Annotated in this window: 20 protein-coding genes and 1 tRNA gene; 12 read left to right on the top strand and 9 right to left on the bottom strand. The window is 67.6% G+C overall.

Annotated elements, in window-relative coordinates:
- Positions 1 to 121: 121 nt before the first annotated feature.
- Together dapA and AC2A1N_RS10615 are read left to right on the top strand one after the other, a co-directional pair.
- Positions 122 to 1,015 (top strand): 4-hydroxy-tetrahydrodipicolinate synthase, encoded by an 894-nt coding sequence (gene dapA, locus AC2A1N_RS10620; protein WP_061480294.1) that lies wholly within the window; start codon positions 122 to 124, stop codon positions 1,013 to 1,015.
- A 32-nt stretch (positions 1,016 to 1,047) separates the two neighbouring features.
- Entirely contained in the window at positions 1,048 to 1,563 is a 516-nt protein-coding gene (locus AC2A1N_RS10615) for a hypothetical protein (RefSeq protein WP_005416115.1), read from the top strand.
- A gap of 169 nt (positions 1,564 to 1,732) precedes the next feature.
- On the opposite strand, the gene fdxA is transcribed toward AC2A1N_RS10615, so the two are convergent.
- Positions 1,733 to 2,056, bottom strand: a complete 324-nt coding sequence (gene fdxA / locus AC2A1N_RS10610; protein ID WP_005409054.1) for a ferredoxin FdxA — start codon at positions 2,054 to 2,056, stop codon at positions 1,733 to 1,735.
- Positions 2,057 to 2,250: 194 nt separating this feature from the next.
- On the opposite strand from fdxA, the gene AC2A1N_RS10605 reads away from it, so the two are divergent.
- Complete coding sequence (locus AC2A1N_RS10605; RefSeq protein WP_242893889.1) at positions 2,251 to 3,675, top strand: sugar porter family MFS transporter; 1,425 nt, start codon at positions 2,251 to 2,253, stop codon at positions 3,673 to 3,675.
- Positions 3,676 to 4,212: 537 nt separating this feature from the next.
- Here AC2A1N_RS10605 and AC2A1N_RS10600 read toward each other — a convergent pair.
- Positions 4,213 to 4,287: transfer RNA gene (locus AC2A1N_RS10600), tRNA-Glu, on the bottom strand.
- 52 nt (positions 4,288 to 4,339) lie between these two features.
- On the opposite strand from AC2A1N_RS10600, the gene pcnB reads away from it, so the two are divergent.
- The 6 genes from pcnB (at position 4,340) to pgi (ending at position 9,942) form a co-directional block, all read left to right on the top strand.
- A complete protein-coding gene (gene pcnB, locus AC2A1N_RS10595; protein WP_429001064.1) occupies positions 4,340 to 5,713 on the top strand; it encodes a polynucleotide adenylyltransferase PcnB in 1,374 nt (457 codons plus the stop codon).
- Between the two features lie 3 nt (positions 5,714 to 5,716).
- On the top strand, positions 5,717 to 6,202 hold the full coding sequence (gene folK / locus AC2A1N_RS10590; RefSeq protein WP_061480291.1) for a 2-amino-4-hydroxy-6-hydroxymethyldihydropteridine diphosphokinase: 486 nt from the start codon (positions 5,717 to 5,719) through the stop codon (positions 6,200 to 6,202).
- Between the two features lie 34 nt (positions 6,203 to 6,236).
- Positions 6,237 to 7,052 carry a 3-methyl-2-oxobutanoate hydroxymethyltransferase gene (panB, locus tag AC2A1N_RS10585; protein ID WP_014646749.1) on the top strand — a complete coding sequence of 272 codons (816 nt, stop codon included), beginning with the start codon at positions 6,237 to 6,239 and terminating at the stop codon, positions 7,050 to 7,052.
- Positions 7,049 to 7,888, top strand: coding sequence for a pantoate--beta-alanine ligase (gene panC / locus AC2A1N_RS10580; protein WP_061480289.1), 840 nt, complete (start codon positions 7,049 to 7,051; stop codon positions 7,886 to 7,888). Before panB ends, panC begins: the two co-directional genes overlap by 4 nt.
- Before the next feature lie 162 nt (positions 7,889 to 8,050).
- The gene (panD, locus tag AC2A1N_RS10575) at positions 8,051 to 8,431 is read left to right on the top strand and encodes an aspartate 1-decarboxylase (RefSeq protein WP_006432456.1); all 381 of its coding nucleotides are present in this window, start codon (positions 8,051 to 8,053) and stop codon (positions 8,429 to 8,431) included.
- Complete coding sequence (pgi, locus tag AC2A1N_RS10570) at positions 8,428 to 9,942, top strand: glucose-6-phosphate isomerase (protein ID WP_242893896.1); 1,515 nt, start codon at positions 8,428 to 8,430, stop codon at positions 9,940 to 9,942. The genes panD and pgi overlap by 4 nt, the downstream gene beginning before the upstream one ends.
- Before the next feature lie 32 nt (positions 9,943 to 9,974).
- Here pgi and AC2A1N_RS10565 read toward each other — a convergent pair whose 3' ends face one another.
- Both AC2A1N_RS10565 and AC2A1N_RS10560 read right to left on the bottom strand, forming a co-directional pair.
- On the bottom strand, positions 9,975 to 10,538 hold the full coding sequence (locus AC2A1N_RS10565) for a response regulator transcription factor (RefSeq protein ID WP_005409063.1): 564 nt from the start codon (positions 10,536 to 10,538) through the stop codon (positions 9,975 to 9,977).
- A complete protein-coding gene (locus tag AC2A1N_RS10560; RefSeq protein ID WP_049414674.1) occupies positions 10,535 to 11,761 on the bottom strand; it encodes an ATP-binding protein in 1,227 nt (408 codons plus the stop codon). Before AC2A1N_RS10560 ends, AC2A1N_RS10565 begins: the two co-directional genes overlap by 4 nt.
- 114 nt (positions 11,762 to 11,875) lie before the next feature.
- Between AC2A1N_RS10560 and ispG the strand changes: the two genes are divergently transcribed.
- The 3 genes from ispG (at position 11,876) to AC2A1N_RS10545 (ending at position 14,719) form a co-directional block, all read left to right on the top strand.
- Positions 11,876 to 13,141: a flavodoxin-dependent (E)-4-hydroxy-3-methylbut-2-enyl-diphosphate synthase gene (gene ispG / locus AC2A1N_RS10555; RefSeq protein WP_484372220.1), complete on the top strand. Its 1,266-nt coding sequence runs from the start codon at positions 11,876 to 11,878 to the stop codon at positions 13,139 to 13,141.
- On the top strand, positions 13,122 to 13,901 hold the full coding sequence (locus AC2A1N_RS10550) for a phosphatase PAP2 family protein (RefSeq protein WP_061480287.1): 780 nt from the start codon (positions 13,122 to 13,124) through the stop codon (positions 13,899 to 13,901). The genes ispG and AC2A1N_RS10550 overlap by 20 nt, the downstream gene beginning before the upstream one ends.
- 170 nt (positions 13,902 to 14,071) lie before the next feature.
- On the top strand, positions 14,072 to 14,719 hold the full coding sequence (locus AC2A1N_RS10545) for a response regulator (RefSeq protein ID WP_005416124.1): 648 nt from the start codon (positions 14,072 to 14,074) through the stop codon (positions 14,717 to 14,719).
- A 98-nt stretch (positions 14,720 to 14,817) separates the two neighbouring features.
- Here the strand turns inward: AC2A1N_RS10545 and eda are convergent, their stop codons facing one another.
- The 5 genes from eda to zwf all read right to left on the bottom strand — a co-directional run bounded on the left by eda (position 14,818) and on the right by zwf (position 20,843).
- Entirely contained in the window at positions 14,818 to 15,477 is a 660-nt protein-coding gene (gene eda, locus AC2A1N_RS10540) for a bifunctional 4-hydroxy-2-oxoglutarate aldolase/2-dehydro-3-deoxy-phosphogluconate aldolase (protein WP_242893900.1), read from the bottom strand.
- Positions 15,478 to 15,708: 231 nt separating this feature from the next.
- Entirely contained in the window at positions 15,709 to 17,625 is a 1,917-nt protein-coding gene (edd, locus tag AC2A1N_RS10535) for a phosphogluconate dehydratase (protein ID WP_154350547.1), read from the bottom strand.
- Between the two features lie 58 nt (positions 17,626 to 17,683).
- The gene (gene pgl, locus AC2A1N_RS10530) at positions 17,684 to 18,406 is read right to left on the bottom strand and encodes a 6-phosphogluconolactonase (RefSeq protein WP_049413491.1); all 723 of its coding nucleotides are present in this window, start codon (positions 18,404 to 18,406) and stop codon (positions 17,684 to 17,686) included.
- Positions 18,403 to 19,410: a glucokinase gene (gene glk, locus AC2A1N_RS10525; RefSeq protein ID WP_061480283.1), complete on the bottom strand. Its 1,008-nt coding sequence runs from the start codon at positions 19,408 to 19,410 to the stop codon at positions 18,403 to 18,405. The genes pgl and glk overlap by 4 nt, the downstream gene beginning before the upstream one ends.
- Positions 19,407 to 20,843 carry a glucose-6-phosphate dehydrogenase gene (gene zwf / locus AC2A1N_RS10520; RefSeq protein ID WP_484372216.1) on the bottom strand — a complete coding sequence of 479 codons (1,437 nt, stop codon included), beginning with the start codon at positions 20,841 to 20,843 and terminating at the stop codon, positions 19,407 to 19,409. Before zwf ends, glk begins: the two co-directional genes overlap by 4 nt.
- Between the last annotated feature and the right edge of the window lie 224 nt (positions 20,844 to 21,067).

Below are 21,067 nucleotides of genomic sequence, written 5' to 3'. Positions count from 1 at the left end.
AGGCGGGGATCCACCGGTGTCCAGCATACTTGCCCGTGCTTTCGCGCCGCAAGTAACATTCAAGTCGCCCCCGGCCTTTCGTGGCGGGCGTTTTCCCTTCCCAGCCAAGAGCAGCACGTCCTTGTCCCTTTCCGGCCTCATCACCGCGCTGGCGACCCCGTTCCGGGCCGACGGCGCCCTCGATCCCGACGGTTGGCAGCGCCTGCTGCACCTGCAACTGGAAGGTGGCGTCCATGGTGTTGTCGTAGCCGGCTCTACCGGCGAAGCGGCAACCCTCACCGACGCCGAGTACGACCTGCTGCTGGCCAGCGCGGTCGAGCGCATCGGCGGCCGCATTCCGGTCATGGCCGGTACCGGTCTTTCGGGCACTGCCAAGACCATCGAACAGACCCGTCGTGCCGCCGCCCTCGGCGCCAGCCACGCGCTGGTGGTCACGCCGCCGTACGTGCGCCCCACCCAGGCCGGCCTGATCGCGCACTACCGTGCGGTGGCCGACCAGGGCGGGCTGCCGGTCGTGCTGTACAACGTGCCCGGCCGTACCGGTTGCGACATGCAGCCTGAGACCGTGGCCGAGCTGGCCAGCCACCCCAACATCGTCGGCATCAAGGAGGCGGTGGGTGACACCGGCCGGGTGCAGGCGCTGCTCGCTCTGCGCAGCCCACAGTTCGCCGTGCTCAGCGGTGACGACGGTACGGCCGCGCGTTCGATCCAGGCCGGTATCGACGGCCTGATCTCAGTGGGTTCCAACGTGCTTCCCGGTGCCTACCGCCGGATGTGCGAGCTGGCCGCCGCACACGACCACGAAGCCACCGCGTCGTGGGATGCGCGCCTGCATCCCTTCCATGATTTCTGCGGCGTCGAACCGAACCCGATCCCGGTCAAGGCGCTGCTGCGCCGCATCGGCATCGGTCACGACCTGCGCCTGCCACTGCTGCCGTTGTCGGCAGCGCATCATCCGGCTGCCGACCATCTTGCCGGCGACATCGCCGCCCTCGAAGCCCTTTCCAGCCACTGACCTTCCGTCTTGGTCTGACCCAGGAGATTCACATGCGTCAATCCGTTTCCACCGTCCGCGTGCTGTCCTATGCCCTGCTTGCTGTGGCGGTCGCTGCCGGCACCACCGGCTGCTTCAAGCGCGGCGCCAAGGGCGACTACGCCCTGGCCCCGGAAATGCGTCCGCTGGAAGTGCCGCCGGACCTGAACCTGCCCAATGCCACCACCGACAACAAGGTGCCGACGTTGGCCTCGGCCACCAAGCCGGCGGCGCCGGTTGCTGCGGCTCCGGCAGCCGGCAGCACCGGTTTCACCATTGCCGGTGGCAAGGATGAAGCCTTCGCCAAGGTCGGTACCGCGCTGGAAGGCGTGGAGGGCGTGACCATCGCCAGCCGCGCGCAGTTGCTGGGTTCGTACGACGTGGCCTACGAGGGCAGCAACTTCCTGGTCCGCGTAGTGGCCGTCGATGCCGGCGCCTACATCTCCGCGGTTGACCCGCGTGGCCTGCCGGCCACCGCCGAAGCGCCGGTGAAGCTGATCGCCGCACTGAAGGCGAAGCTCGCCCAGTAAGGGCTGGTCGGGTGGCTGCGGGCCTTGGTCCGCACCCGCCTTGGGTAGCGCCGGGCCATGCCCGGCGAGCTTGAAGCGCGGCCCAGGATCCGCCGGGCATGGCCCGGCGCTACCGGAAATGGAAAAGGGCGCCCAAGGCGCCCTTTTTCGTTGTCGCAGCAGGCGCTTCTCAGCGCTCCAGCAGCTTCAGCTTGTCCGGCTTGCCATCCCATTCGCCGGCGTCGGCGGGCGGGTCCTTGCGCACGGTCAGCACCGGCCACTCCTTCGCCAGCTCGGCGTTGAGGGCAACGAAGCCTTCCTGTCCGGCAGGAACATCGTCCTCCGGGAAGATCGCATTGACCGGGCACTCCGGCTCGCAGAGGGTGCAGTCGATGCACTCATCCGGGTCGATCACCAGGAAGTTCGGGCCTTCGTGGAAGCAATCCACGGGGCACACTTCCACGCAATCGGTGTGTTTGCACTTGATGCAGTTTTCGGTGACGACAAAGGGCATGGGCTTGGGGGTGGATCGATTCCTGAACCCGCCAATTCTAGAACAGGTTGGCCCCCGGTGTCGGCGCGGGGCGGAAAACGGGCGTCTGGCAGGCGCGACCGTGGGAGTGATTGGCGGCACGGCGGGGGCTGTGCGACGCTGCGGGGCACTCGGTCGCTCACCGTGGCCGGACTCCCTTCCCAGCAGGATCGTCCATGTCCCAAACCCAGCCCAGCACCGCGCCCCATGGCGGTGAGAACACTGCATTCATCGTCCTGATCAGCTGCGTGGCCACCCTTGGTGGATTCCTGTTCGGTTTCGACAGTGGTGTCATCAATGGCACGGTCGATGGCCTCCGCCAGGCCTTCAACTCCAGTGAGGCGGCGCTCGGTTTCGAAGTCGCCTCGATGCTGCTGGGCTGCGCGATCGGCGCCTTCCTGGCCGGGTGGCTGGGTGATCGCCTGGGGCGCCGCGGTGTCCTGATCGTGTCCGCGCTGATGTTCCTTGTCTCGGCGCTCGGTGCCGGCGCGGCCCACGCGTCCTGGCTGTTCATCGCCGCCCGCGTGCTGGGCGGTTTCGCGGTGGGCGCGGCCAGCGTGATGTCACCAGCCTACATCGCCGAAGTCGCCTCGGCGCGTTACCGCGGCCGGCTGGCCACGGTGCAGCAGATGGCGATCATCTGCGGTTTGTTTGCGGCCTTCCTCAGCAATTACCTGCTGGCGCGTGCCGCCGGCGCCTCGACCGAGCCCCTGTGGCTGGGCCATGAGGCCTGGCGCTGGATGTTCTGGATGCAGGCGCTGCCCTCGGGGCTGTTCCTGCTGTTGTTGCTGGTGATCCCGGAAAGCCCCCGTTTCCTGGTGTTGAAGGGGCGCCAGGGGCAGGCGAGGGCGGTGCTGGCGCGGCTGTACGGCGAGGCCGCGGCCACCGCAAAGCAGGCCGAGATCGAGGCGAGCCTGGCCCAGGACCAGCACAAGCCGCGCTTCGGCGACCTGCGCAACAAGGCCACCGGCAAGCTGCGCCCGATCCTCTGGGTGGGTATCGGCCTGGCCATGTTCCAGCAGCTGGTCGGCATCAACGTGGTGTTCTACTACGGCGCGGTGCTGTGGCAGGCGGTGGGTTTCTCGGAAAGCGACGCGCTGCTGATCAACGTGTTGTCCGGCGCGCTGAGCATCGGTGCCTGCCTGCTGACGGTGCTGCTGATCGACCGCATCGGGCGCAGGCCGCTGCTGTGGGTCGGCTCGGTCGGCATGTCGGTGGCGCTGGTGCTGATGGTGGTGGCGTTTGCCAGCGGCAGCCTTGTCGATGGGCGCCTGCAGCTGTCCGATGGCATGGGGCGGCTGGCGCTGGTGGCAGCCAACGTCTACGTGGTGTTCTTCAATATGTCCTGGGGCCCGGTGATGTGGGTGATGCTGGGCGAGATGTTCCCCAACCAGATCCGCGGCCCGGCGCTGGCGGTGGCGGGTGCGGCGCAATGGACCTCGAACTTCGCGATCACCGTGACGTTCCCGATGCTGCTGGCCGGCATCGGCCTGGCCGGCGCCTATGGCATCTACGCCGTCGCGGCGATCCTCTCGATCGTCTTCGTGGTCCGTTACGTGCGCGAGACCAAGGGCAAGGAGCTGGAGCAGATGGAAGGCTGACGGCCGGCCCGTGTTTCAGCGCCTCCTTTCTCCGTGGGGAGGCTGCAGGCCAGCCGATCCAGGACACGCCGTAAACCCATCCATGGGGCTCGATGGCGCCATCCATGGCGCCAACGGTCCTGGATCGGCTGGCCTGCAGCCTCTCGACACATTGCGGGTGGCGGACGCAGGTCTGCGCGTCGGGATTGAATTGGCTGCGGAGGAACGAGGCTGTTCGTGCCGCCGTCGCGGGAAACTGTCAGGAGGGGGTGGGTCACCCTTGACTGGACCGTTGGCGCCAGGGGTTGGGCGCATGCGCCCGACGGGTTGGGCAGGAGCCCAACCCTGGTCTTGCCGCGTGCGCAGGACAGCGCACGCGAGCAAGGCGCCATCGAGCACCATGGATGGGCTTTTGCGTGTCCAGGCCAGGGTGGCCCGCCCCCTCCCGCGCAGGGACAGGGAGGCGCTACTGCGACCAGGCCGACCGATGCCAATGCAAACCCCGGAAAACAGAAAAGCCCGCACGAGGCGGGCTTTTTCGGTTCCTGCTGCGGCGACTGGCGCTCCCTAGGGGACTCGAACCCCTGTTTTAGCCTTGAGAGGGCCACGTCCTAACCACTAGACGAAGGGAGCGTAACTGTGTCGCTGCCGAGGCAGGAGCGCTAGTATATGCACCTCGATGCCATTGGGCAATCCCGAAACTTCAACCGGAAGCGCCAACATCATTTCCCCTGCTACATCACCGTTCAGCCTGCGCGTCATCCCGCGCGACCAGCACACGATCTCCCGCAAGGACATCAGCCCGAACGCCCTGCGCGTGCTTTATCGCCTGCGCGATGCCGGCTTCGGCGCCTACCTTGTCGGCGGCGCGGTGCGTGACCTGCTGGTCAATGGCCAACCCAAGGATTTCGACGTGGCCACCGATGCCACGCCCGAACAGGTCAAGCAGCTGTTCCGCAACTGCCGCCTGATCGGTCGTCGGTTCCGCCTCGCCCACGTAGTGTTCGGCCGCGAAATCATCGAAGTCGCCACCTTCCGTGCCAACAGCGATGACGGCAGCGGCGACCGCGAGATGGAAAACGGCATGCTCGTGCGCGACAACGTGTACGGCACCATCGAAGACGACGCCATCCGCCGCGACTTCACCTGCAACGCCCTGTACTACGCCATCGAGGACTTCTCGGTGCGTGATTACACCGGCGGCTTCGAAGACGTCCAGGCGCGCCTGATGAAACTGATCGGCGATCCCGAGCAGCGTTATCGCGAAGACCCGGTGCGCATGCTGCGTGCGGTGCGCCTGGCGGCCAAGCTCGGCTTCCAGATCGAAGAGGGGACCGCCGCGCCCATCCCGCACTTGGCCGGCCTGCTCAACGAGGCCGCGCCGGCGCGCCTGTTCGAGGAAGTGCTCAAGCTGTTCCTGTCCGGGCACGGCGTGGCCAGCTTCGAAGGCCTTGAGCGTTACGGCCTGCTGGACGTGCTGTTCCCGGAGAGCGCCAAGGCGCTGAAGTCCAACCGCACCGGCGCGCTGCGCCGCATGCTGGTCGAAGGCCTGGCCAACACCGATGCGCGCGTGGCCAACGACGAGCCGGTCTCGCCGGCGTTCCTGTTCGCGTTGCTGCTGTGGCCGGCGTTCTGCCGCGCACAGGCGACCCTGCTCAAGCAGGGGGTGGCAGCGGAAGAGGCGCAACGCCGCGCCGCCGACCGGGTCACCGTGCAGCAGCTCAGCACCATCGCGCTGCCGCGCCGCTTCTCGCTGCCGATGCAGGAGATCTGGCTGCTGCAGTCGCGCTTCAGCTCGCGCCAGCGCAAGCGCGTGTTCCGTACCCTGACCCACCCGCGCTTCCGCGCCGCGTTCGATTTCCTCAGCCTGCGCCAGGTCGCTTCGTCCGAGCATGCAGTGGATGTCGAGTTCTGGCGCGAAGCACAGGCGCAGTCCGGTCGCGAGCTGGAGTCGTCGCTGGATGCGATGCACAGTGAAGACGGCGATGACGAGAGCGGGGCACCGCGCAAGCGCCGCCGTCGCCGTCGACGTCCCGGTGCTGCTGCGGCGGGCGAGTAAGCGATGACCCTCGCCTGGATCGGCCTCGGCGCCAACCTTGGCGACGCGGCCGCGACCGTGGGCGCGGCGATTGCCGCGCTGGATGGCCTGCCGGGAACGCGCCTGCGACAGGCCTCGCGGCTCTATGCAACGCCGGCCTGGGGCAATGAAGACCAGCCGCCGTTCGTCAATGCCGTGGCTGCGGTCGAAACCACCTTGCCGGCCGATGAGTTGCTGCAGGCGATGCTGGCGCTGGAGCGGGGCTTTGGCCGCGTGCGCGATCCGGCGGTGCACTGGGGGCCGCGCGCGCTGGACCTGGACCTGCTGCTGTATGGCACGCAGGTCCTCGATCAGCCCGGTCTGCAGGTACCCCATCCCTACCTGCACGAGCGCGCCTTCGTGTTGGTGCCGCTGGCCGAAATCGCGCCTGATCTGGCCATTCCCGGTCATGGCAGCGTGCGGGATGCAGTGGTGCGGGTGGATGCCTGCGGGATTGCGCCGATAGGGTGATAATGACCGGGTTATCTCCCCCGGTTATCAGCACATGAGCACCCACGCAGACAGCAAGCCCTGGACCGTTCCCGCCCTGGCCGAGGCCAAGCGCAATGGCCAGAAGCTGGTCATGTTGACCGCCTACGACGCTGGCTTCGCCCGCACTTTCGACGCGAATGGCGTTGATCTGATCCTGATCGGCGATTCGCTGGGCATGGTCGTGCAGGGCCATGATTCGACCTTGCCGGTGACCGTGGCCGACATGGTCTACCACACCCGCGCCGTGGCCCGCGTACTGCAGCGTGCGCTGCTGGTGGCCGACCTGCCGTTCGGCGCCGACGCCACCCCGGAACGCGCGCTGGATGCATCGCTGCAGCTGCTGCAGGCAGGTGCCGAGATGGTCAAGATCGAAGGTGCCGGCTTCAAGGTCGACATCATCCGCTACCTGGTCGAGCGCGAGATTCCGGTCTGCGCGCACCTGGGCCTGACCCCGCAATCGGTGCTGCGCCTGGGCGGCTTCAAGATCCAGGGCCGCGGCGATGCTGCGCGCCAGCTGGTGGAGGATGCCAGGGCGGTGGCCGCCGCAGGCGCCAGCATCATGGTGCTCGAATGCGTGCCGACCCCCGTCGCCGCCGAAGTGACCGCTGCGGTGGATGTGCCGACCATCGGTATCGGTGCTGGCCCGCAGTGCGATGGCCAGGTGCTGGTGCTGCACGATTTCCTCGGCCTGGACAGTGGCCATCGCCGTCCCAAGTTCGTCAAGGATTTCCTTGCCGAAGGCGGCTCGGTGGCCGGTGCCACCCGCGCGTTTGCCGACGCCGTGCGCGATGGCAGCTTCCCCGACGAACAGCACGCCTACGCCCAATGATCCAGACCTTCAACGAGCTCGGCGCGCTGCGCGGGCAGATCGCCCAGTGGAAGCGCGAGGGCCTGCGCGTGGCGCTGGTGCCGACCATGGGCAACCTGCATGGGGGCCACCATTCGCTGGTGGCCCTGGCCCGCCAGTACGCCGACAAGGTGGTGGCGAGCATCTTCGTCAACCCGACCCAGTTCGGGCCGAACGAGGACTTCAGCCGCTACCCGCGCACGCCCGAGGCCGACGTGGCCGGGCTGGAGCAGGCTGGCTGCGATGCGGTGTGGCTGCCCAGCGTCGAGGCGATGTACCCGCTGGGCGTGGACAAGACCACGCGCATGCACGCGCCGGGCGTGAGTGAAGTGCTGGAAGGTGCGAGCCGTCCGGGGCACTTCGATGGCGTCTGCACGGTGGTGGCACGCCTGTTCCTGCAGGTGCAGCCGGACGTGGCCGTGTTCGGTCGCAAGGACTACCAGCAGCTGGCCGTGATCAAGCAGATGGTGGCCGAGCTGTCGTTCCCGGTCCAGATCGTCGGCGCCGAGATCGTGCGCGACGAGGACGGCCTGGCCAAGAGCTCGCGCAACCAGTACCTGAGCGCCGAACAGCGTCCGGTCGCGACCACCATCCACCGGACCCTGCTGGGCATGCGCGAAGGCTACGTGGCCGGGCAGGCACGTGAACGCATCGAGGCCGAGGCCACTGCCGCATTGCAGGCGGCCGGTTTCCAGGTTGACTACGCGGTGCTGCGCACTCCGGAGCTGGCCGAGCCGACCTTCGACGGCGGCGGCCGGGTGGCGCTGATCGCCGCGCGGCTGGGTACCACCCGGCTGATCGACAACCTGGAGTTCTGAGTTCCGGCGGTGCCGCGCGATGCATGGGGTCAGATCCCTTTCCCAGGGGAAAAGGGATCCGCCCCCGGTTTCACCGCCTATCTGAACAGGTTGCCGGCCGTAATGCCCCGCGCTGTGCGGGTGCTAGAATCCGCTCTTTCCTTTGCCGTTGCAGCGCCCCCCATGCACCTGTCCCTGCTCAAGACCAAGATCCACCGCGCCACCGTCACCCATTCCGAGCTGAACTACGAAGGCTCGATCGCCATCGACGACAACCTGCTGGCTGCCACGGGCATCCGCGAGTTCGAACAGGTGCATATCTGGGACGTGACCAACGGTGCGCGCTTCTCGACCTATGCCATCCGCGCCGAAGCCGGCAGCGGCGTTGTCTCGCTCAACGGTGGCGCCGCGCGCCACGTGCAGGTCGGTGACATCATCATCATCGCCGCGTTCGCCAGCATGACCGAGCAGGAAGCTGACAGCTTCAAGCCGAAGCTGGTGTACGTTGATGGCAACAACCAGATCACCCACACCAACGACACGATCCCGACCCAGGCCGCATGACAACGAACAACGGATTCGACTCGCTGCATTCCCACGCCCAGCGCCTGAAGGGCGCAAGCATTCCCAGCCTGCTCGCCGCCGAACCCGGCCGCGTGCAGGACCTGGCGCTGCGGGTCGGTCCGTTGTACGTCAACTTCGCCCGCCAGAAGTACGATGCCGCGGCGCTGCAGGCGTTGCTGGCGCTGGCCGCCGACCGTGATGTCGGCGGCGCCATCACCCGCCTGTTCCGCGGCGAGCAGGTCAATCTGACCGAAGGCCGCGCCGCGCTGCATACCGCGCTGCGTGGCGACGTGGTCGATGCGCCGGTGGCGGCCGAGGCCTATGCCACCGCGCGCGGCATCCGCCAGCGCATGGGCGTGCTGGTGCGCGCGCTTGAAGACAGTGGCGTGACCGATGTGGTCAGTGTCGGCATCGGGGGGTCCGACCTCGGCCCGCGCCTGGTCGCCGATGCGCTGCGCCCGGTCACCGGTGCGCGCCTGCGTGTGCATTTCGTGTCGAATGTGGACGGCGCCGCCATGCAGCGCACGCTGGCCACGCTGGATCCGGCGAAGACTGCCGGCATCCTGATCTCCAAGACCTTCGGTACCCAGGAAACCCTGCTCAACGGCCAGATCCTGCACGACTGGCTGGGCGGCAGCGAGCGCCTGTATGCGGTCAGCGCCAATCCGGAGCGCGCTGCCAAGGCCTTCGCGATCGCCGCCGATCGCGTGCTGCCGATGTGGGACTGGGTTGGTGGCCGTTATTCGCTGTGGTCGGCAGTGGGTTTCCCGATCGCGCTGGCGATCGGCTTCGAACGTTTTGAACAGCTGCTGGAAGGCGCCGCGCAGATGGATACGCATGCGCTGGATGCACCGCTGGAGCGCAACCTGCCGGTGCTGCACGGCCTCACCGACATCTGGAACCGCAACCTGCTGGGCCATGCCACGCACGCGGTGATGACCTACGACCAGCGCCTGGCGCTGCTGCCGGCTTACCTGCAGCAGCTGGTGATGGAAAGCCTGGGCAAGCGCGTGCAGCGCGACGGCCAGCCGGTCACCGTCGACACCGTGCCGGTGTGGTGGGGCGGGGCAGGGACCGACGTGCAGCACAGCTTCTTCCAGGCGCTGCACCAGGGCACCAGCATCGTTCCGGCCGATTTCATCGGCTGCGTGCACAACGATGATCCCTACACGATCAATCACCAGGCCCTGCTGGCCAACCTGCTGGCGCAGACCGAAGCGCTGGCCAATGGCCAGGGCAGCGAAGATCCGCACCGCGACTACCCGGGAGGCCGGCCGAGTACGCTGATCCTGCTCGACGCGTTGACCCCGCAGGCGCTGGGTGCACTGATCGCCATGTACGAGCACGCTGTATACGTGCAGTCGGTGATCTGGAACATCAACGCCTTCGACCAGTTCGGTGTCGAGCTGGGCAAGCAGCTGGCCAGTGGCCTGCTGCCGGCGCTGCAGGGCGAGGATGTGGCGGTTGCCGATCCGATGACCCGCGAGATCCTGGCACAGTTGAAGGGCTGATGCCCGGCACTACCGGTGCACGGCGTGGCGTCTCACCGGCTCGGATCGCGTTCCGGGCTGGGCCGCTTGGCCAGCTTGCGCTGCAGCGAGCGCCGGTGCATGCCGAGCAGGCGTGCGGCCGCTGACACGTTGCCGCCGGTCTCGTGCATTGCCTGCTGGATATGTTCCCACTGCAGGCGGCTGATCGGCGTCATCGCATCGGGCACTTCCATTTCGCCGTCGTCGGCCGGGCCGTCGTCCTCCTCGCCAAGCGCGCGCAGGATCATCGGCACCGTGGCCGGCTTCGGCAGGTAATCATCCGCGCCCAGCTTGATCGCCTCCACTGCGGTGGCGATGCTGGCATAGCCGGTCACCAGCAGGATGCGCATGTCCGCGCGCAGCGCGCGCAGCGGCTGGATCAGCGCCAGGCCGGAATCGCTGCCCAGCTTCAGGTCGATCAGCGCGAACGCCGGCGGATGCTGGCGGGCCAGTGCCAGGGCACTGGCGGCATCCTGTGCGGTCTGTGTTTCCAGGCCCTTGCGGGCCAGGCTGCGCTGCAGGGTACGCAGGTACAGCTCGTCGTCGTCGACCAGCAGACCAAGGGTTGAGGCGCTCATGGGGTTTCCTCGCGTGGGGCCAGCGGCAGGCGGAAGCCGACGCGGCTGCCGGCCCCCTGGGCCGGGCGCATCCACATCTCGCCGTCGAGGCGTTCGATGGTGGCATGGGACAGGGCCAGGCCGACGCCCATGCCCTCGCTCTTGCTGCTGCCGAACAGCTTGCCCGGCAGCACGGCGGCACGGGCGTCGAAACCATGGCCGTAGTCGCGTACTTCGCCGATCAGGTCGTCGCCCTCGATGCGCAGGTCCAGGTCCACGCGCGGCCGGCCGGCCTTCTCGCCGGCATCGGCGGCATTGTTGAGCAGGACCATCAGCAGGTGGCCTACGCCCGGGTCGAGCGGCAGCCGCAGCGGCGCATCGTCGTTGCGATGCAGGTCGATGGTCGGTCGCACCAGGCGCCATTGCTCCAGCACCTGCTGGGCGCTGGAGTGGCTGCGACCCGGTGCATCGGCCGAAGCCGGGGCGGCCAGTGCCAGCACGCGCTCGCGGCACTGAACCAGCAGCTCGCGCAGGGTCTCCATGTCCTCGCGCACTTCCGGCTCTTCGCTGCGCTCGGCGACGTCATCGGCGAGCAGGGTCATGGTCGCCAGCGGTGTGTTCAGCTCATGTGCCACCGAGGCGGCATGGGTGGCCAGGGCGACGATGCCCTCGTTGCGGGCGAAGCGCTCACGCAGCGCCGACAGTTCCAGTTCGCGCTCCCGCAGGGCCAGTGCCAGGCGGGTGGAGAAGGCCAGCACCACTGTGGCGGAAATCAGGAAGTTGGCGACCACGCCCCAGCGATTGAGGTCCTGAGCGCGGAAGTAGCCGTCCGGCAGCGCCTGCCCGAAGATGCCGCTGGCGGCGTAGCCGAGCAGGCAGGCCAGCGCGACCGCCAGTGCCCAGCGCAGGGGCAGGGCGAACGCGGCCAGCGCGATCAGGATCAGGAACAGTGAACTGAACGGGTTGGCCATGCCGCCGCTCCAGCCCACCATCCAGGTCAGGATGATCACGTCCACCAGGATATGGCCGAATGCGGTCAGCGGCGCAGTGTCGGCCGCTTCCGGGCGCAGCTGGGTGTAGACGTTGAACAGGGCCAGCACCGCCACGCCGGCCCACAACGGCAGCTGCGGCAACGGCAGGCCCAGCACCCAGGTCGCGACCAGGATGGTGGCGGCCTGGCCGCCTACGGCAAGCCAGCGCAGGCTGCACAGGGTACGGAGAAACGGGGCGTCGGGACCGGTCATTCACGCTCATCGTATGCGTTCATGCGTGTACATGCCTGCGACAATCGGCCGCAGCCGTGCCGCAGGCTGAATGCGAGTCACCCCGAATGCGGGAGTGGGCGGTAGAATGCGCCCATGCACGACGCCGTCACCCGCCCGACTCCCCCCTCCGATGCCACCGCCTGGCCCCGTCGCCAGACCCATGCCGTCCAGATCGGCGGGGTCACCGTAGGCGGAGGCAAGCCGGTAGTGGTGCAGTCGATGACCAACACCGACACCTCCGACGTGGCTTCCAGCGTCAAGCAGGTGGCCGAGTTGTGGCGCGCGGGTTCGGAAATGGTGCGGTTGACCGTCAACACCGTGGAAGCGGCTGCGGCGATCCCGCGCATCGTCGACAAGCTGGCGATGATGGGTATCGACGTGCCGCTGATCGGTGACTTCCATTACAACGGCCACCAGCTGCTGACCGCCGAGCCGGCATGTGCGGAAGCGTTGGCCAAGTACCGCATCAACCCCGGCAACGTCGGCTTCGGCAAGAAGAAGGACCTGCAGTTCGCGCAGTTGATCGAGTTTGCGATCCGCTACAACAAGCCGGTGCGCATCGGCGCCAACTGGGGCTCGCTGGACCAGGCCCTGGCGGCCAGGCTGATGGACGAGAACAGCCTGCGCGAGCAGCCCTGGGACGCCGGCCGCGTGCTGCGCGAGGCGCTGATCCGCTCGGCGCTGGATTCGGCCGAGCAGGCGGTGGAACTCGGCCTGCCGCGCCATCGCATCGTGCTGTCGGCCAAGGTCAGTGGCGTGCAGGAACTGATCGCGGTGTACCGCGACCTGGCCCAGCGCTCGGACTTCGCCCTGCACCTGGGCCTGACCGAAGCCGGTATCGGTAGCAAGGGCATCGTCGCCTCGTCGGCAGCGCTGAGCGTGCTGCTGCAGGAAGGCATCGGTGACACCATCCGCATCTCGCTGACCCCGGAGCCGGGCCAGTCGCGCACGCAGGAAGTGATCGTCGCCCAGGAACTGCTCCAGACCACCGGCCAGCGCGCCTTCACGCCGCTGGTCACGGCCTGCCCGGGCTGCGGCCGCACCACCTCCGAGTTCTTCCAGGAACTGGCCAAAGTGGTGCAGAACCACGTGCGCGAGAAGATGCCGCTGTGGAAGATCCACCACCCGGGTGCGGAGAACATGACCCTGGCGGTGATGGGCTGCATCGTCAACGGGCCGGGTGAGTCGCGCCATGCCAACATCGGCATCTCCCTGCCGGGCACGGGCGAGACGCCGGCGGCACCGGTATTCGTCGATGGCGAGAAGAAGGTGACCCTGCGTGGCGACAACATCGCCCAGGAGTTCGTCGCCCTGATCGACGATTACGTCGAACACAAATATGTCCGAAGCGCCGGATAAGCCTGCGATCCTCGCCGCACCGGAGTCCGCCTCTGGTTTCCGCCACTGGATGGCGCGCAATGCCTGGCGCCTGGTCCTGCTGTTCGGCGGCGTGCTGCTGCCGCTGGCCGGCTTCGTCGCCCTGGCGGACGAAGTGCACGAATTTGAATCGTTCCATTTCGATGCGCCGCTGCTGTGGCAGATGCATGGCCTGCATTCGCCATGGCTGGACCGCTTCTTCGTGCTCATCTCGAAACTGGGCTACGAGTGGTTCCTGATCCCTGCTGACGTGCTGATCATCGGTGCGCTGCTGGGCTACCGGCGCTGGCGCGAGGCGACCTTCGTCGCGGTCAGTTTCGTGGGATCGGCGTTGCTGAACATGGGCAGCAAGCACTTCTTCCAGCGCCAGCGCCCCAGCCTGTGGGAGTCGATTGCGCCGGAATCGACGTTCAGCTTCCCCAGCGGGCACGCCATGGGCTCGATGACCCTTGCCGCGACCCTGGTGCTGCTGGCCTGGAATACACGCTGGCGCTGGCCGGTACTGCTGCTGGCGCCCCCGTTCAGCCTGCTGGTGAGCGTCTCACGGGTCTATCTGGGCGTGCATTATCCCTCGGACATCCTGGCCGGATGGTGTGCCGCGCTGGTTTGGGTGGTAGGGTGCTATCTGGTCATGTTCAGTCGCCGGCATCCTTGGCGACGTCGGGATTCGCCGCCAGCGACGGCCAGCGAAGCATCATCACAGGGGGGTGACGTGGATGACCCTTCCGCGGCGTCTACGTAATAGATCAGTTGTTTCGTTGCAGCAGGTTCTGCAAGACAGGGGGCAAGCACAACGCGCGTTACTGTGATGCGCAAGGCAGAACGCCCGGATCGCGTCCCGAACGCGCTTGCAGGGGTATCGGCGTCCTGCCTAGCTTGACCTGCAATGGCCGCATTCGAAGAGGTACGTGAATGACGATTCGAGTCTACCTGGTGGATGACCATGCGCTGGTCCGCACCGGGATGAAGATGATCCTGTCGGGGGAGACCGACATCGAGGTGGTGGGCGAAGCCGAGACCGGTGAAGACGCACTGCGCGACGTCCGCCAGCTGCTGCCGGACGTGGTGCTGTGCGACCTGCACCTGCCCGGTGTGAGTGGCATGGAAGTGACCGAGCGCATCGTCCGCAGCCACCGCAACACCCGCGTGGTGATCGTGTCGGTGCTGGAAGACGGGCCGCTGCCGAAGCGCTTGCTGGAGGCGGGGGCCGCGGGCTACATCGGCAAGGGCTGCGATGCACAGGAGCTGCTGCGCGCGGTGCGCGATGTGGCCATGGGCCGTCGCTACCTGGGCACCAGCATCGCGCAGAACCTGGCCTTGTCGACGGTGGAGGGCAATGGTTCGCCGTTCGACAGCCTGTCGCCGCGAGAACTGGAAGTAGCATTGCTGCTGACCCAGGGCCTGCGCCAGGAAGACATCGCGCGGCGCCTGAGCCTGAGTGCCAAGACGGTGAACACGCACAAGGCGCGGTTGTTCGAGAAGATGGGGATCCACGACAACATCGCGCTGGCGCGCATGGCCAGCCAGTACGGGCTGGTGGATCCGGCGCGGCCGTTGTAAGGGTTTCGGCCTTCCGTAGAGCCGAGCCCATGCTCGGCTGCTCTCCATTCCGCTGGAGTGGAGCCGAGCGTGGGCTCGGCTCTACAGCTGCGTTCGGCTCAGTGGCCGCGAACGCGCTGGATGATCTTCGCGGCGTCAGCGGCGCTGGCGCGCACCTTGTCCCATTCGCCGTCGGCGATCCAGTTGCCCGGTACCATCCACGAACCGCCGATGCAGACCACGTTCTTCTGCTCAAGGTACTCGGCGGCGGTGTTCTCGGTGATGCCGCCGGTCGGGCACAGCTTCAGGTCCGCCACCGGGCCGGCCAGTCCCTTGATCATCGCCAGCCCACCCACGGCTGTGGCCGGGAACAGCTTGCACACGCGGAAGCCGCGGGCGTAGAGCGACAGCAGCTCGGTCGGCGTCGCCGCACCTGGCACCACCGGCAGCGGCGCAGCGGCAAGTGCATCAGCCAGCGCCGGCGGCGTCCCCGGGGTCACCAGGAAGTCCGCACCCGCATCGATCGACTGCTGCATCTGCTCCACGGTCAGCACCGTACCGGCACCCACCACCACGTCCGGCAGCTCGCGCTTGAGCATTGCCAGCGCTTCCATCGCCACCGGCGTGCGCAGCGTCAGCTCGATCGCCGGCAGACCACCTTCCAGCAGCGCCGCACTCACCGCGCGGGCCTGGTCCAGCGTATGAATCGTCACCACGGGCAGGATGCCCGCCGCATGCAACAGCTCCGCCGCCTTCACCTGATGTCGTTCGATACCCATAGCTCTGCTTCTGCCTTTGCTTTCGAATTTGATTTTCAGTGATCACTTCGCGGCGCGAGGGCGCCGGGAAACTGTCCTGAGGCGGCGGGTAGCCCCCACCAGGACCGTGAGCGCCATGGATGGCGCGACCGAGCCCCCATGGATGGGTTTACGGCGTGTCCTGGTGGGGGCTACCCGTCGCCTCAACCAGGACACTCACCGCCAACGCGCGGCCGCAACGCTCTTCAATCCTCAGGCGTCCTTGGCCTCATGCGGCGCCGCCGCCGCTGCCGCATCGTGCCCCAGCTCATACTCCGCGTCGTAGTCCCACGGCCCGCCATCGGCCGCCGCCGGCCCGCACGAAATCGAAATCGCCCCCTGGTCCGCCGGACCCACCACGCGACGGTTGATCGCAAACAGATTGCGGCCCAGGTCATGCGCGGCCGGCGCGGTGTTCGGCGCCAGCGGACGTGCTGCCCATTCCGCCGCGTCCACCAGCACTTCCAGCGTGCCGGCCTCACCGTCGAGGCGGATCATGTCGCCCTCGCGGACCTTGGCCAGCGGGCCACCGCGCGCCGCTTCCGGCGTCACATGGATGGCCGCTGGGATCTTGCCCGACGCACCGGACAGGCGGCCGTCGGTGACCAGCGCCACGCGCCGGCCCTGGTTCTGCAGCAGGCCCAGCAGCGGTGCCAGCGAATGCAGTTCGGGCATGCCGTTGGCACGCGGACCCTGGTAACGCACCACCGCCACGAAGTCCTGCGGCAGCAGGCCACCGGCGTGCAGCTTGTTCAATACCTGCGGTGCATCGACCACCACCGCCGGTGCTTCGATCGTCCGGTACTGCGGTTTCACCGCCGACAGCTTGATCAGCGACTTGCCGAGGTTGCCGCGCAGCAGGCGCAGGCCACCCTGGTGCTCGAACGGATTGTCGACCCCACGCACCACTTCGTCATCGGCACTGTGTTCCAGGCCCGGCAGGTAGACCAGCCGGCCGTCACGCAGCTGCGGCTCGCGCGCATAGTCGGCCATGCCGCCACGCGCGACGCTGACCAGGTCGCCGTGCATCAGGCCCGCCTTGATCAGCTCGCCGAACACGAAGGCCGGGCCGCCAGCGGCCGCGAAACGGTTCACGTCGGCCTCGCCGTTCGGATAGACACGGGCCAGCAGCGGAATCAGCTGCGACAGTTCGTCGAAGTCGTCCCAGGTCAGCACGATGCCGGCCGCACGCGCCACCGCGATCCAGTGGATGGTGTGGTTGGTCGAACCACCAGTGGCCATCAGCGCGATGACCGCATTGATGATCGCGCGCTCGTCGATGATCCGGCCCAGCGGGCGGAAGTCGTCGCCCAGTGCGGTGATGTCCAGCGCGCGTTCGGTTGCCTCGCGGGTCAGGGCGTCGCGCAGCGGCGTGCCCGGATTGATGAACGAGGCGCCCGGCAACTGCACACCCATGGCTTCCAGCAGCACCTGGTTGGAGTTGGCCGTGCCGTAGAAGGTGCAGGTGCCCGCACCGTGGTACGACGCGGACTCGGCTTCCAGCAGCTCTTCGCGGGTGGCCTCACCGGCGGCGTAGCGTTCGCGCACTTCGGCCTTCTGCTTGTTCGGGATGCCCGGGGTCATTGGGCCGGCCGGTACGAACACCGCCGGCAGATGGCCGAAGGCCAGCGCACCGATCAGCAGGCCCGGCACGATCTTGTCGCACACGCCGAGGTAGACGGTGGTATCGAACATGTCATGGCTGAGGCCGATGGCCGTGGCCTGGGCAATGACATCGCGCGAGAACAGCGACAACTCCATGCCACCACGGCCCTGGGTGACACCGTCGCACATTGCAGGGACGCCGCCGGCGACCTGTGCGGTGGCGCCCAGCTCGCGGGCGATGTCGCGGATCTGTTCGGGATAGGTCTCGAACGGCTGGTGCGCCGACAGCATGTCGTTGTAGGCGGTGATGATGCCCAGGTTCGGCGTCACGCCGCCGCGCAGGCGGCTCTTGTCGGTGCCGCCGCAGGCGGCGAACCCGTGGGCGAGGTTGCCGCAACTCAGGCGGCTGCGGAACGGGCCCTCACGCAGGGAGGCATCGATCGCGGCCAGATAGGCGGCGCGCGAGGCGGCGCTGCGGCGGATGACGCGCTCAGTGATGGCTTGCAGTTGAGGATGGAGGCTCATTGGCTACCGGCGTTCGTGGTGGCGAGAGGCAAGCGGCGGCACGGCGCCGCCGCCGACATCAATCAGCCCAGTGGACGCGCAGGCGCGCGCCTTCCAGGTTGATCGCATTGAGGATCGGATACTGCTGGGCATCGTTGCTGTCCAGCGCCTGGCGCAGTACCTGCAGCTTCTGCTTGCCGCGCAGCAGCAACAGGCGCTGGCGGCACTGGCGCAGGCCGTGCGGGGTCAGCGTGATGCGCAGCGGCCACTGGTTCGCGCCTGGGCAGCCAGTGGCATCCAGCGCAGCGTAGGGCAGGGTGCTTTCCAGTGCGCGTGCGAGGTCTTTCGAGCCCGGGAACAGCGAGGCGGTGTGCCCGTCGTTGCCCATGCCCAGCGCTACCAGGCTCGGCGGTTGGCTGTGCTGCGCCTGCAGGTTGGCGGTGTACACGCATTCGGGCAGTGGCTTGCCGATCCGTACCAGCGGATCGAAGTGGGCGCCCTCGGTACGCTTGAGCAGGTGCTCGCGCACCAGCCAGGCGTTGCTGTCGCGATCCTGCGGCGACAGCCAGCGCTCGTCGGCCAGGCTCACTTCAACCCGGTCCCAGTGCACGTCCAGCTCGGCCAGTGCCTGGTAGACCGGGGCCGGCGTGGTGCCGCCGGACAACAGGATGCGGGCGCGGCCCACTTCATTGATGTCGTGGTTGAGGGTGCGTGCCATCTCAGCGGCCACCGCTTCGATCCAGCCGTCGGCGTCGCCGTGCTGGATGAACTCGATGCGATCGTCGTGGAAGCTGGGGTTCATGCGGCAACTCCTGGTGCGTCACGTTCGGCGTCGGTGGCATAGGCGGCGGCGCCCAGCAATCCGGCGTGGGGATGCATCACCGCCAATGAGGGCACGCGCGCCATGATGGAGGAGAAGCGGCCCTTGTGTTCGAAGCGCTGGCGGAAACCAGAGTGCTGCAGCGAATCGAGCATCTTCGGGGTCAGGCCGCCGGTCAGGAACACGCCATCCCAGGCGCCCTGGGTGAGCACCAGGTCACCGGCGATGGCGCCGAACACGGCACAGAACACGTCCACGGTGCGCATTGCCTGCGGATCACCGTGCAGGGCGCGGGCGGTCACGTCCACCGGCTGCAGCTGGCCCGGGTCGATACCGGCCATCTCGCACACGGCGCGGTGGATGTTGACCAGGCCGGGGCCACAGATCAGGCGCTCGTTGGAGACGCGGCCGAACTGTTCGGACAGGATCTCGAGGATGCGGATCTCTTCCGGGGTTCCCGGCGGGAAGCTGACATGGCCGCCTTCGGTTTCCAGCGGGTAGCAGCGGCCGTGGCGCATGATCAGGCCGCCCACGCCGAGGCCGGTACCCGGCCCGATCACTGCGTAGTTGCGCGGCTGGCCCGGCTTGCCCGGTACCCAGGCGGCACCGCCGACCTGGACCACGTCCTCGGGCTGCAGCAGCGAGATCGCCATCGCCTGTGCGGCAAAGTCGTTGATCAGGTGCAGTTCGTCGAAACCGAGCATCGCTGCGGTGCGGCTGCGCGAGATCACCCACGGATGGTTGGTGATGCGTGCTTCATCACCATCAACGCGACCGGCCACTGCGAACACGCCGCGGCTTGCGGTGGCACCGATCTGTTCCAGATGGTGGCGCGCGGCATCACCCAGCGAAGGGAACTCCGTCACCGCGTACTCGCGGATGCTGTCCTTCTGCAGAGGTGCGTCCTGCGAGGTGTCAGCCAGGGCGAAGCGGGCATTGGTGCCACCGATGTCGGCCACCAGCACCGGCTGCGAACTGGCCCTCATGCCGACGCTCCACTGTCCGGTGCGTCCACGCCCTGCGGCAGGAACTCGCCGGCATTGCTCGGGCCCCATTGGCCGGCGGGGTAGGGTTCCAGCGGCAGCTTGGCGTCCTTCCAGGCGTCGGCCACGCTGTCGATCCAGGCCCACGCTGCACGCACTTCGTCGTCGCGTACGAACAGCGTGTGATTGCCATTGAAGGCGTCCAGGAACAGGCGCTCGTAAGCGATGCGGCGATGCAGGCCGGTTGGCACCGACAGTTCCAGTTCCAGCGGATGCAGTTCCAGCGCGCCCCATTCCGGGCCGGCCAGGCTGCTCATCAGGCCCAGTTCGATGTTTTCCTGCGGCTGCAGCTGGAACACCAGGCGGTTCGGTGCGGCCTGCGCGCGCTGCGGGCGCTCGAACAGCCAATGGGTGACCGGCTTCAGCGTGACCACCACGCGGGTGGTGCGCTCGGGCAGGCGCTTGCCGGTGACCAGATGGAACGGCACGCCGCTCCAGCGCCAGTTGTCGATATGCGCGGTGACACCGGCGAAGGTTTCCACGTCGCTGCCTTCCGGCGGCTGGTAAGCCTGCGCCGGCTGGCCGTTGATGGTGCCGGCGGTGTAGCGGCCGCGGATGCTGTCACGCGCGGCGTGCTTCGCGTCGAGCGGGCGAAGGGCGCGCAGCACCTTGACCTTCTCGTCGCGGATGCGGTCGGCCTCCAGCGACGCCGGCGGCTCCATCGCCACCATGCACAGCAGCTGCAGGATGTGGCTCTGCACCATGTCGCGCAGCGCGCCGGAGCGGGCATAGTAGGCGTCACGGCCATCCACGCCTTCGCTCTCGGCCACCAGGATGTGCACCGATTCGATGTAGTTGCGGTTCCACACCGCTTCCAGCAGCGTATTGCCGAAGCGCAGCGCGATCAGGTTCTGCACTGCCGCCTTGCCCAGGTAGTGGTCGAGGCGGAACACGCGGTCCTCGTCGATCCACTGGCCGATGGTGCTGATGATTTCCTCGGCGCTCTGGCTGTCGCTGCCGATCGGCTTCTCCAGCATCAGGCGTGCCGGCGCGGCGAGGGCGCCGCCCTTGGCCAGGCCTTCGCAGGTGGAAATGTACAGGCCCGGCGGAATGGCCAGGTAGCTGACGCACTTGCGGTGCACCAGGTCGGAGACCGCGGCGGCAACCGAGTCGACGTCGCGCAGGTCCACCGAACGGTAGTCGATGCGGTGCAGCAGGGCAGCGATGTCGTCCTGCGTGGCCATCGGCATGGCCTGCTGCAGGCGCGGCCGCAGGATGTCATGGAAGGCTTCGGTGTCATGCCCGGACAGGGCCAGTGCGCGGATGCGGAAGTCCTCCGGCAGCAGGCCGTCGCCAAGCAGGCGAAGCAGCGAAGGGAACAGGTAGCGCTGGGCCAGATCACCTGTGGCACCGAACAGGAAGAGGGTGTCGTGCATCGCTCGAGTTTCAGATCCGGGTGACATCGTTGTCAATCGCTTCATGGCTGGGTTCGGGGGACATCCGCGCAACTGCCTGTCCGAGGTTCGTCAGGGGCGATCTCCGGGGTTGCGGAAGACCGTTCCATTCGAAACCACTACCTCGGCGGAACCTTCGTTCAACCGCCGACGCAGATCGGTGCGCACCGATCATCGGATAGTGCCACGTGAAAACGTTTACATGG

The organism is Stenotrophomonas maltophilia group sp. SKK55 (assembly GCF_057179845.1).
Note: the sequence above shows the minus strand (reverse complement) of the source record. Positions and strands in the feature narration are given on the sequence as shown.